The sequence below is a fragment of the Viridibacillus soli genome, assembly GCF_016612995.1.
Lineage (GTDB): Bacteria > Bacillota > Bacilli > Bacillales_A > Planococcaceae > Viridibacillus > Viridibacillus soli.
The window spans coordinates 190,380-202,841 of the sequence record NZ_JAEOAH010000005.1; the positions used below are offsets into that span (position 1 = coordinate 190,380).

The 12,462-nt window shown below is 39.0% G+C and carries 11 protein-coding genes and 1 riboswitch; all 11 genes read right to left on the minus strand.

What is annotated here, in order from left to right; genetic code table 11:
- Positions 1–38: 38 nt before the first annotated feature.
- The 11 genes from JFL43_RS06150 to JFL43_RS06200 all read right to left on the minus strand — a co-directional run bounded on the left by JFL43_RS06150 (position 39) and on the right by JFL43_RS06200 (position 12,462).
- Positions 39–842 carry a transporter substrate-binding domain-containing protein gene (locus JFL43_RS06150; protein WP_200748318.1) on the minus strand — a complete coding sequence of 268 codons (804 nt, stop codon included), beginning with the start codon at positions 840–842 and terminating at the stop codon, positions 39–41.
- Positions 839–1,606 carry an amino acid ABC transporter ATP-binding protein gene (locus JFL43_RS06155; RefSeq protein ID WP_200748319.1) on the minus strand — a complete coding sequence of 256 codons (768 nt, stop codon included), beginning with the start codon at positions 1,604–1,606 and terminating at the stop codon, positions 839–841. The genes JFL43_RS06150 and JFL43_RS06155 overlap by 4 nt, the downstream gene beginning before the upstream one ends.
- 17 nt (positions 1,607–1,623) lie before the next feature.
- Complete coding sequence (locus JFL43_RS06160) at positions 1,624–2,292, minus strand: amino acid ABC transporter permease (RefSeq protein ID WP_100796424.1); 669 nt, start codon at positions 2,290–2,292, stop codon at positions 1,624–1,626.
- Between the two features lie 36 nt (positions 2,293–2,328).
- Complete coding sequence (locus JFL43_RS06165) at positions 2,329–3,258, minus strand: VOC family protein (protein WP_200748320.1); 930 nt, start codon at positions 3,256–3,258, stop codon at positions 2,329–2,331.
- Positions 3,259–3,366: 108 nt separating this feature from the next.
- Positions 3,367–3,476: riboswitch (SAM riboswitch) on the minus strand.
- A 397-nt stretch (positions 3,477–3,873) separates the two neighbouring features.
- Entirely contained in the window at positions 3,874–4,506 is a 633-nt protein-coding gene (gene pyrE / locus JFL43_RS06170) for an orotate phosphoribosyltransferase (RefSeq protein WP_100796422.1), read from the minus strand.
- Positions 4,503–5,216: an orotidine-5'-phosphate decarboxylase gene (pyrF, locus tag JFL43_RS06175; RefSeq protein ID WP_200748321.1), complete on the minus strand. Its 714-nt coding sequence runs from the start codon at positions 5,214–5,216 to the stop codon at positions 4,503–4,505. The genes pyrE and pyrF overlap by 4 nt, the downstream gene beginning before the upstream one ends.
- Positions 5,217–6,128 carry a dihydroorotate dehydrogenase gene (locus tag JFL43_RS06180; RefSeq protein WP_200748322.1) on the minus strand — a complete coding sequence of 304 codons (912 nt, stop codon included), beginning with the start codon at positions 6,126–6,128 and terminating at the stop codon, positions 5,217–5,219.
- Positions 6,125–6,901, minus strand: a complete 777-nt coding sequence (locus JFL43_RS06185) for a dihydroorotate dehydrogenase electron transfer subunit (protein ID WP_200748323.1) — start codon at positions 6,899–6,901, stop codon at positions 6,125–6,127. The genes JFL43_RS06180 and JFL43_RS06185 overlap by 4 nt, the downstream gene beginning before the upstream one ends.
- Complete coding sequence (carB, locus tag JFL43_RS06190) at positions 6,898–10,095, minus strand: carbamoyl-phosphate synthase large subunit (protein WP_200748324.1); 3,198 nt, start codon at positions 10,093–10,095, stop codon at positions 6,898–6,900. Before carB ends, JFL43_RS06185 begins: the two co-directional genes overlap by 4 nt.
- Complete coding sequence (locus JFL43_RS06195; RefSeq protein WP_200748325.1) at positions 10,088–11,188, minus strand: carbamoyl phosphate synthase small subunit; 1,101 nt, start codon at positions 11,186–11,188, stop codon at positions 10,088–10,090. The genes carB and JFL43_RS06195 overlap by 8 nt, the downstream gene beginning before the upstream one ends.
- Positions 11,185–12,462, minus strand: coding sequence for a dihydroorotase (locus JFL43_RS06200; protein ID WP_200748326.1), 1,278 nt, complete (start codon positions 12,460–12,462; stop codon positions 11,185–11,187). Before JFL43_RS06200 ends, JFL43_RS06195 begins: the two co-directional genes overlap by 4 nt.

Consider the following 12,462-nt stretch of genomic DNA (forward strand, 5'->3'; position numbering starts at 1 on the left):
CACAGTTTCATGTGCGACTCCTTTACTACAAATGGCTTTTATTGCTTCTTCGTTGCATCAATGCCTAACCATTTTTCTGAAATTTCTTTTAATGTACCGTCATTTGTTAATTCTTCTAAAGCTTTCGAAATATCTTCTACCTTTTTACTATCAGTAGTAAATGGAAACGCAATATTTCCCCATGATGTAGGACCAAATCCTATTTTCACATCATCCAACTTAGCTTTTTCAATCGTCGTTTTCACTTGTACTTGATCATTATAATACGCGTCAACACGCCCCAATGATACTTCCTTCAATTCTGCTGTAGGGTCCTCTGAAAATGTTTTAATCGTAAAGTCATTGTTTTTATTGATATCTTTTAATTCTTTTTCAGCAGCTGTCCCTAAACCTACACCCACTACTTTATCCTTTAAATCATCAACCGATTTTATATTCTCATTATCTACCTTTACCGCAAATACTGACCCTGAATATAGATACGGTACGGTAAATGAATATTTTTCTTCTCTCTCAGTTGTCACTGATAATTGATTGGCAATTGTATCAATACGACCTGAATCTAAAGATCCAAATAACCCCTCAAACTCAGCTGTTGTCCATTTTACTTTGTATCCTGCTTTTTTTGCAGCTGCTTCAATAATATCTGCATCATAACCAATTACTTTATTGTCTTTTTGATAAATAAATGGACTTCTTCCTGCAGCCGTCCCCACATTTAGAACTTTTTCATCTGCCTTAACAGAACCTCGCTCTTTTGAAGAGTCCTTAGAGCTACATGCTGTTAAGACCCCTACCACTACAATAACTAGTAACATTGACCATATATTTTTTAATTTCATATTACCAACTCCTTAACCACTAATTGTTTTTCGACAGATAATTGTTGTAAAAATTTCTTTGTTCTTTCCTGCTTCGGATTATTAAAAATTTCTTCAGGCGTTCCTTGCTCAACAATATATCCCTCCGCCATAAAAACGACGTGATCAGCCACTTGTCTTGCAAACGACATTTCATGAGTTACTACTATCATTGTCATATTTGAAAGTGCTAAGCTCTGAATCACCTGCAGAACTTCTCCTACTAGTTCTGGATCAAGAGCTGATGTAGGTTCATCAAACAAAATCGCATAGGGATTTAGAGCAACTGCCCTCGCAATACCCACTCGTTGTTGCTGACCACCTGACAAACTATTTGGATAAAAATTCTCTTTATCCGACAAACCAACTTGTGCCAATAAATTTTCTGCAATGCTATCGGCTTCACGTTGTGACTTTTTCTGTACAGTGACTAGTGGCATCGTAATATTTTCTTTTACAGTTTTATTTTTAAATAAACTATAATTCTGAAATACCATAGCTGTTTTATGTCTTAATAATTCCGTTTTTTTATTTGTCAGATTGGCAATATCTACTGCCACATCATCTATTGTTATTTGGCCCTTATCCGCTTGTTCTAATACGTTTAAACATCTTAAAAAGGTTGATTTACCTGATCCAGATGGGCCGATTATTGCGACTACTTGCCCCTTTTCAACAGTTAAAGAAATACCTTTTAATACTTCGTTATCTTTATATGACTTATGAAGATTTTGAACGCTTATCATCTTTGTTCACTCCTTCGTTACAGGTAAGGTACTTCTAAGCGATATTCCAAACGCCGCTGTAGCCATCCAATAATAACCGTTAATCCCCAATATATAACCGCCACAGCTAAGTAACTTTCCATATAAAGATAGGACTCTGCAGCTAGCATTTTGGCATGCGCTAAAATTTCAGCTAACCCTAATACAAACGTCAATGAGGATTCTTTAATTAGCCCAATAAAGTTATTACCGAGTGAGGGAACTGCGACTCGAATTGCCTGTGGAAAAATCACCTTCCTCATGGCCTGCAATTTTGTCATTCCTACAGATAAACAAGCATCCATTTGATTGCTCTCAACCCCATTTAAGGAACCACGTAAAATTTCAGATAAATACGCTGCATTATTTAAACTAAGTCCTATTAAAGCTGCTTGTAACGATGTCATAACAGCCATTTCTGGGAAAATTTGAGGAAGTCCAAAATATAAAACGAATAACTGTACAAGTAATGGCGTCCCTCTAAAAAATGAAATATATAATCGCGATAATGGATATAATACTTTCGTACGATTACGATCAATGAGAACAAGTACGATACTAATAACGAACGAAATAATCATCGATACAACGGAAACACCTAATGTGATATACACATACTTCAATAATTGTGGTAGCGATTCTAAAAAATACATAAAATCAAACTTCATTTTGTCACCTTCTATAACGATTTGGCTGTATTCATTTTATGCAATTTCAAAAACGATACGATTACCACTTGGATCTTCTACTGCAAACTCTGTACCCAAATCTTGAATTTGTATTTGCTGTTTAATATAATTTTTTGCTGTCTCAAAAAGTTCTGTTGTTGGTATTTTCAATCGTACTTCTTTTAATCCTGATTCATTTTCCGCTGCCTTTTGAAGCCCCTCACCTGACCACACATTTCCCGCAAGATGATGGTGATAGCCACCTGCCGAAATAAAGAATGCCGTATCAATAATCTCCTGTTCTTCAAAACCTAACGTATTGATATAGAAATCTACTGATTCCTCTATATTTGCCACTCGCAAATGGACATGCCCAATAATTGTTTCTGTTGGTAATTTACCATCCGTATCAAAATCAGCTAAAGGAGCTAACTCTTTGAAGTTAAGTGGATTACTACCTCCTGGATACTTATCCCAATCTCCACGATCACGATCAGCATATATTTCAATACCATTTCCTTCAATATCATATAAATAAAATGCCTCACTATATCCGTGATCACTTGCACTATCTAATCTAGCGATCGGAATGAAGCGTTCAAAATGAGGAAAACGTGATTCCTGCTCTATCGGACTATTAATCGTTTCTTTGTTACGTAAAATTTCGAAAAACTTCGTTGCAAAAGCTTCTCTACTTGGTAATAAGAATGCTGTATGAAATAGCCCTGTACTTTTAGTAGGTTGCAATTTTTCTGCTGTTTTTTCTAATTCGAAAATAACTTTACGACTACCTTTACCACCAAATTTAGCTTGTTGTGTATTTTTTTCTAATAATTCAAGACCGACTACATTTTCGTAAAATTCGATTTGACGCTCCAAATCCTTTACTTTTAAAATGACACTTCCTACTTGTGTCGCTTCATCCAATACAAATTTCCCTTGTTTATCATCAATTCTCTGTACCATTTTATAACCTCTCTCTTTTTTTATTTACCAATTACGGAATAATCGACTTCTAATAAAAAACTCTCTTTCTACAGGATCAAAAAAGAGAGTCGAGGGGAACTAATTCAACTCTTATCTATCATGATTGCATTCAATCATGTTGGAGTTAGCACCTTCCTAAATGTTAGGGGTCGCTGAAACTTCAATGGGCCAAATCCCTCGGTTTCTCAAGATAAGAAATCTATTTATCATTTCCTAGTTAACTAATTGGTTTAATTGATTTTAAAACACTTTCCAAAATTAAGCAATATCTTTTTCCAATTATTTTATTTTTAATGAAAAATAAAACCTCAATTTCACATAGTATTTTGAATACTAAAAAACCAGCAAGAGAGAATTCCTTTTCTCATGCTGGTTTTTTAGTTATTTTATCAGGCGTTTTGATTAACTGATTTTAACCATTACTATTAAAGTGGTAGGTTGATTTCCGCTACGGGATGCTCACTTTCCACGGGCAAGCACCCTCCACTAAAAAATGTAGTAACATACGTTAACATTGAACATAAAAAAACATTTTAACGGTAAATAACAACCCAATATTCACCTAATCAACACACCTATTATTTTATTTGAATATTATTTTAATTTCCCTGCTTTCAAATCGTCATGCCATTGTAGTAAGCCTGGGATGTCTGATTCATTGATAGCTCCTGTTTCTTTTGCAGCATCAACTAATGCTTCAAAGTTTGATAGACAGTAGTAAGGAACACCTACTTCGTCAAAGGCTTGTTCAGCTCGCGGTAATTTATACGAATATACTGAAACGACACCAAGTACTTCTGCACCTTCGCGACGAAGCGCTTCAACAGCTGTAATACTTGAGCCGCCTGTTGAAATAATATCTTCTACTACAACAACTTTTTGCCCTTCAGAAAGTTTTCCTTCTGTTTGGTTACCACGGCCATGTTCTTTTGGTTTCGAGCGTACATACACCATTGGTAAATCTAAAATATCGCTCACCCAAGCTGCATGCGGAATACCTGCTGTTGCAGTACCGGCAACTACATCTGTTTCTGGGAAGTGTTCTTTAATAAGCTCCGCAAGACCGTTTGCGATTGTTGTACGCACTTTTGGAAAAGAAATCGTTAAACGCGTGTCACAGTAGATAGGTGATTTAATACCTGATGCCCATGTGAATAAATCATTCGGACTAAGCTCTACTGCGCCTACTTCTAACATGCCTTGAGCTACTTCTTTTTGAATTGTCATTGTTGTTGTCCTCCCCATAATTGTTGTACAGCGTGGTACGCCGCTACTGGATTTTCTGCTTGTGTAATGGCACGGCCTACAACGATTTGCGTTGAGCCTTCTTGACGTGCGAAATCTGGTGTGGCAACACGTTTTTGATCATGAGCTGCACCGCCAGCCATGCGAATGCCAGGCGTTACTTTTAAAAATTTTTCGCCACATACTTCTCGGATTGCCTTCGCTTCAAGTACTGAACATACGACCCCATCTAAACCTGCAGTTTTTGCAAGTTCAGCATATTGCAGAACTGACTGGTCTAGTGATAAATTTATTTTTTGCTCGTTTTGCATTTCCTCTTCAGTCGTTGAAGTTAACTGTGTTACAGCAATTAAAGCTGGTCGCTGTTTGCCAGCTTCAGTCCCCTCTACTAAACCTTCTATTGCAGCTGTCATCATTTTGGAACCGCCAGCAGCATGGACATTGACTAAGTCCACACCTAGTTTTGCTAAGCCTTTCATCGCTGATTTCACGGTATTTGGAATATCATGCAATTTTAAATCTAAAAAAATATCATGGCCTTGTGCTTTAATTTTGCGGATGATGTCAGGCCCTTCTTGTAAATAAAGCTCAAGACCCACCTTCACAAATAGCGGCTCATTGAACTGCGAAAGAAATGTCATTACTTTCTGTTCATCTGGAAAATCTAGCGCGATAATAGGCTTATTATTCATTTAGCGGTGGCTCCTTCCAATTACATCTGTTAATTTGTCATAACCTAATTCATCTAGCTTTTGTGGTAATGCATCGATAATGTTCGGGCATACGAATGGATCCACGAAATTTGCAGTGCCAACCGCTACAGCACTTGCTCCTACAGATAGGAAGTCAATAACATCCTCCGCTGTTGCTACACCGCCCATTCCGATAATCGGAATATTAACATTTCGGCTTACTTCATGGACCATGCGAATTGCTACCGGTTTTACAGCTGGGCCCGATAAGCCTCCAGTACCATTGGCAATAATCGGTTTTCCTGTTCTCGGGTGTAGTCGCATGCCGATCAATGTGTTAATCATTGTAATACCATCTGCTCCGCCAGCCTCAACTGCTTTTGCGATTTCAGCAATATTCGTAACATTTGGTGATAATTTTACATAGACAGGTACATCTGACACCGCTTTTACTGCTGCCGTTAAATCACTTGCTGATTTTGGATCTGTACCGAATTGAATGCCGCCACATTTAACGTTTGGACATGAAATATTCAGCTCTAGCGCATGCACATTTGGTGCTTTTGAAATGGCTTCTGCCACCGCAACATAATCAGCCGTTTCAGTGCCTGCTACATTAGCAATAATCGGAACATCATATTTTTCTAACCAAGGTAGTTCATGTGCTAACACGTGCTCTAATCCTGGGTTTTGTAAACCAATGGCATTTAACATACCCGCTGCTGTTTCAGCTACACGTGGTGTTGGATTACCAAAACGTGTTTCTAAAGTTGTTGCTTTAATCATTATGGCACCTAGCTTTGATAGATCATAAAACTGTCCATATTCTTGCCCAAATCCGAAGCAGCCTGAAGCTGGGATAATTGGGTTTTTTAATGATAAGCCTGGTAATTCGACTTGTAATCTATTCATAGCTTCACTACTCCTCTCGGGAAGACTGGTCCGTCAGAACAAATTTTCAAGTATTCTTTGTCAGTCGCTGCTGTTGTGTTGCATACACAGGCAAAGCATGCTCCGATGCCACAGCCCATGCGCTCTTCAAAGGATAGGAAACCTTTTTTATCAGGATAAGCTTGTTCTAACGCTGATAGCATTGGCGTTGGACCGCAGCTATAGAAAACATCAAAAGTAGGCGCTTTGCCTTTTAATAAGTCTGTGACGAAACCTTTTGTTCCTTGACTACCATCAGCTGTAACGATATATGTTTCGTCTAATTCCGAAAATTGTTTTTCGTAAAAGACGTTGTTTGCAGATTGGAAGCCTAATACGTGTATTGTACGGACTCCTTTTGCATGCAATTCTTTAGATAATTGATACAAAGGAGGTACGCCAATGCCGCCACCTACTAGAAGTGCCGTTTGTCCTGGCTCTGCCTCTTCCACTGGGAAGCCATGCCCTAGTGGTCCAAGGACATCTACTACCTCTCCCAAATGTTTTTCAGATAAAATTTTTGTGCCTCTGCCGTCCGCTCTGTAGATCATCGTAAATTCCTTCAGCTCATGATCAATAGAAGCGATACTAATAGGTCTTCTTAGTAGAGGCTCATATGTATCTGTTACACGTAGGTGTACGAATTGGCCTGGTTGTTTCATATCAAGGACAAGCTGACCAGTTAAAGTCAGCTCAAAAATATCCTCCGCAATTTGCTGTTGGCGTACAACTTTCATACGTTCTTGGTGAATCATCCTTGCACCTCCTGCTTTGGCATTTCTTCAGCTGTGAAAGTCATAGATTCGATTACTCGAAGCATTGCCTCTGCAGTATCAAGAGATGTTAAGCATGGTACTCCATTCTCAACCGATTCACGGCGAATACGGAAGCCGTCTCGTGCAGGTAGTTTTCCTTTTGTTAATGTATTGATGATTAATTGTGCTCCACCATTTTGGATCACATCTAGTAAAGTTGGTCCATTTGAGCCGATTTTATCTACAACACTTACTTTTAGCCCTGCTTCTTCAATTGTTTTTGCAGTACCTGGTGTTGCTAAAATACTATAACCGATATTGTTGAAGCGTTTTGCTAACGAGATTGCTTCTTCTTTATCTTTGTCCGCAACTGTCATTAATACTGAACCGTGATCTTTAATATCCATACCAGATGCTACTAAACCTTTGTAAAGTGCTTTTTCTAACGTGCTATCTTTACCCATTACCTCACCTGTTGATTTCATTTCAGGTCCTAATGTAATATCTACACGGCGCAGTTTCGCAAAGCTGAATACTGGTACTTTTACGAAAACACCTTGTTGAATTGGCGCTAAGCCTGTAGGGTAACCTTGTTCAACAATCGATTTGCCTAAGATTGCTTTTGTTGCAATATTTGCCATTGGTAAGTTCGTAATTTTACTTAAGAATGGTACTGTACGTGATGCACGTGGGTTTACTTCGATAACATATACAACATCTTCAGAGATAACATACTGGATGTTCATTAAGCCTTTGATTTCCAAGCCTATTGCTAAACGAGTTGTGTAATCTGTTAATGTATCGATATGTTTTTGAGACAGTTGTTGTGGTGGGTATACTGCAATCGAGTCACCTGAGTGGACACCCGCACGTTCGATATGTTCCATAATACCTGGGATTAGGACGTTTTCTCCGTCACAAATCGCATCCACTTCAATTTCTGTACCTGTTAAATATCTGTCGACTAATACTGGATGCTCTGGGCTCGCTTCAACCGCGTGCTCCATATAATATTGTAGTTCTTCTTCGTTATAAACAATTTCCATTGCGCGTCCACCAAGTACATATGATGGTCTTACTAATACTGGGAACCCAATATTTCTAGCAATAACAATCGCTTCTTCAGCAGAAATTGCTGTTTTACCAAGTGGTTGCGGGATACCAATTTCATGAAGTGCTGCTTCGAAACGGTCGCGTGATTCAGCACGGTCAATTGCATCAAGTGATGTTCCTAGAATTTTCACACCACGTGCTTCTAATTTATCTGCTAGATTAATCGCTGTTTGACCACCGAATTGTACGACAACACCTTTTGGTTGTTCAAGATCGATGATGTGCATAACATCTTCTATCGTTAATGGTTCAAAGTATAGCTTGTCTGAGATTGAGAAATCAGTTGATACTGTTTCTGGGTTTGAGTTAATAATGATTGCTTCGTACCCTGCTTCTTTAATCGCCCATACTGAGTGTACTGTTGCATAGTCAAATTCTACCCCTTGACCGATACGGATTGGACCTGAGCCAAGTACGATTACACTTTCTCGTTCTGTACGGATCGATTCATTTTCATCTTCGTAAGTGCCGTAGAAGTATGGTGTTTCTGATTCGAATTCTGCTGCACATGTATCTACCATTTTATAAACTGGGATAATGCCATTTTCTTTTCGGAAATCGTATATAGCATCTGCTGTTGTATTCCAAAGTTTTGCTACTGTTTCATCTGCAAAACCGATACGTTTTGCATGGCGTAATACCGCTTTATCTTGTGAGTTATCTTTCAATACTGCTTCATAATCTACGATGTTTTTAAATTTATTTAAGAAGAATAAATCAATTTGGCTCCAATCATGGATTGTTTCGATTGTCACGCCTCTGCGTAATGCTTCTCCTATGAAGAATAAACGCTCATCTCCTGCTTTACGAATACGTTTTTCAATCCATTGGTCTGTTAATGATTCTGGATTTTTCATCGCGATATGCTTATGGCCTGTTTCAAGTGAACGAACAGCTTTTAGCATCGCTTCTTCAAAGTTACGGCCGATTGCCATAACTTCACCTGTTGCTTTCATTTGCGTACCTAGATTACGTTTTGCATTTTCGAATTTATCGAAAGGCCAGCGTGGAATTTTCGCTACAACATAGTCAAGTGCTGGCTCGAAACAAGCGTATGTTTTACCTGTAACAGGGTTCAACATTTCATCCAATGTTAACCCGATTGCGATTTTCGCTGCAAGCTTCGCAATTGGATAACCAGTTGCCTTTGAAGCAAGTGCTGATGACCGTGATACACGTGGGTTTACTTCAATAATGTAGTAGTTAAAGCTATGCGGATCAAGTGCTAGCTGAACGTTACAACCACCTTCGATTTTAAGTGCACGAATTATTTTAAGCGATACATTACGTAGCATATGGTATTCGCGATCTGATAACGTTTGCGATGGTGCGACTACGATTGAATCACCTGTGTGAATGCCGACTGGATCGACATTTTCCATGTTACAAACTACAATGGCATTGTCTTTCGAGTCACGCATTACTTCATATTCAATTTCTTTAAATCCTGCGATTGATTTTTCTAGTAAACATTGTGTTACTGGGCTATATTTCAAACCTGATGTAACGATTTCTTTTAAATCTTGCTCGTTGTGGCAAATACCACCGCCAGTTCCACCTAAAGTGAAGGCTGGACGTACGATTACTGGGTAACCGATTTTTTCGACAAAGGCAAATGCCTCTTCTAAATTGTGGATAATATCTGATTCTGGTACTGGAACATCTAATTCATACATTAAGTTACGGAAAAGATCACGGTCTTCCGCCTTATTGATGGCATCCAATTTTGTACCAAGGATTTCAATGTTTAATTCATCTAGAATGCCTGATTCATGTAGTTCAATCGCCATATTTAAACCTGTTTGACCACCTAATGTTGGTAATAAGGCATCTGGGCGTTCTTTACGAATAATACGTGATACGAATTCTAGTGAGATAGGTTCGATATATACTTTGTCAGCGATTTCTGAATCTGTCATGATTGTCGCTGGGTTTGAGTTAATTAAAATGACGCGGTAGCCTTCTTCTTTTAACGATAGACAAGCTTGAGTTCCTGCATAGTCGAATTCTGCAGCTTGTCCGATGACGATTGGGCCAGAGCCGATTACTAAAATGGTTTTGATATCTTGACGTTTAGGCATGGTGTTGCTCCTTTCTAGTCTCTTCATTCATTAACTCGATAAATTCATCAAATAAGTGGTTTGAATCTTCTGGTCCAGGTGATGCTTCCGGGTGATATTGTACTGTAAATACCGGATGTTCTTTATGTTTTAAACCTTCAATTGTACCGTCATTAAGTGCTACATGCGTAATTTCTAAGCCCGTACCTTCTAGTGAGTCTGGGTCGATTGCGTAACCGTGGTTTTGAGATGTTAACTCAGTACGGCCTGTTTTTAGTTCTTTTACTGGGTGGTTCGCACCGCGATGTCCGAATTTCAGTTTGAATGAATCCGCGCCACAAGCGAGTGCGAAAAGTTGTTGTCCAAGGCAAATCCCGAATATTGGCGCTTTTCCGATTAGATTTTTAATCGTCTCAACTGCTTCTGGGACGTCTTTTGGATCTCCAGGGCCGTTTGATAGCATAATACCATCTGGATAAAGACCTAAAATTTCATCTGCTGGCATATTGTAAGGCACTACGATAACATCACAGTTACGTTTATTAAGCTCTCGTAGAATACCGTGTTTCATACCGAAGTCCATAAGTACCACTTTTTTACCGCGGCCTGGGCTAGGGTAAGGTGTTTTAGTAGAAACTTGCTCTACTTGGTTTGTTGGGAATGTAGTAGCTTTTAGTTTTTCCACTACCGCATCAACATCCACTTCTTCACCTGCAGCTGTTAATATTGCTTTAATAGAACCTTCCTCACGGATTAAGCGCGTTAATTTGCGTGTATCGATTCCTTCAATACCAGGAATTTTTTTCATTTTGAAATATTCATCTAATGTTGTGTCACAGCGGAAATTAGATGGTGTTTTTGCTAATTCACGTACGACGAATCCTTTAATCGCTGGATCGATTGTTTCAAAATCGTCGCGGTTAATACCGTAATTTCCGATTAACGGGTATGTCATTGTGACAATTTGCCCCGCAAATGATGGGTCAGATAATGTTTCTTGATAACCTGTCATACCAGTTGTAAATACAACTTCACCATCTGATGCTTGATCACTACCAAATGCTTGTCCTTCGAATACAATACCGTTTTCTAAAATAAGTTTACGTGTTGTCATTGTGCATCCTCCCATACTATGTTTCCTTCAAAGATTGTCATAACTGGCCAGCCTTTGCAGCTCCATCCATTAAATGGTGTATTTCTACCTTTTGATACGAAGCCATTCACATCAATTGCTTGTTCTTTGTTTAGATCAATTAAGATTAAGTCTGCAGAAGCGCCGATTTCTAACTTGCCATATGGTAAGTCGAATAGTGCGGCTGGTTTTGCTGCCATCCAATCGATTAATTGCTTTAATGTCCATTTACCTGTTTCAACAAATTTTGTATATAGTAGTGGAAATGCTGTTTCAAAACCGACAATCCCGAACGGAGCTCCTACCATACCACAACATTTTTCTTCTACAGTGTGTGGCGCGTGATCTGTTGCGATACAGTCAATCGTGCCATCAAGTAAGCCTTCATGTATTGCTTGTAAGTCTTCGTTCGCACGTAATGGCGGATTCATTTTCCAGTTTGCATCGTCTGATGGAATGTCCATTTCTTCTAGTAGAAGATGGTGCGGACAAACTTCTGCTGTTACGTGAATACCTGCTGCTTTTGCATCGCGCACTACGCGTACAGATTCTTTTGACGACACGTGGCAAACATGGTAATGTGCACCCGCCGCTTCTGCTAGTAGTACGTCACGAGCAATTTGGACAGATTCACAAATAGATGGAATGCCCGGTAACCCAAGTTCATGATTGCGAATACCTTCGTGCATTACACCATCGTAGATTAATGAATTATCTTCGCAGTGTGCAACAACTGTCATACCAATTTTTGCTGCGTCTTGCATCTGCTCAAACATTGTTGCAGCTTCTTGAACCCCGACACCATCATCAGAGAATGCAACTGCACCATGCGCTTTTAAATCTGCTAAGTTTGTACGTTTGTCACCCGATTGTGCTACGGTCAAAGAACCATAAGGTAGGACACGAATGACTGCACTGTCTTCTATCAGACTATTTATGTAGTCGAGATTTTCAATTGAATCTGGTACTGGCTTTGTATTTGGCATTGCACAAATTGTTGTGAATCCGCCTTTTGCTGCAGATGCAGAGCCCGTTGCAATCGTTTCTTTATGCTCAAAACCTGGCTCCCGTAGATGTACATGTACATCTACGAAACCTGGTGCTACAACTTTCCCTTGACCGTCAATAACTTCATCAGCTGTTTTATTTAACGCTTCACCGATTGCTGCAATTTTACCGTCTTCAATGAAAATTTCAGTTTGCTTAAGTTCGCCTTGCTCGTTTAGCATTTGTACGTTTTGAATTAGCTTTGTCAT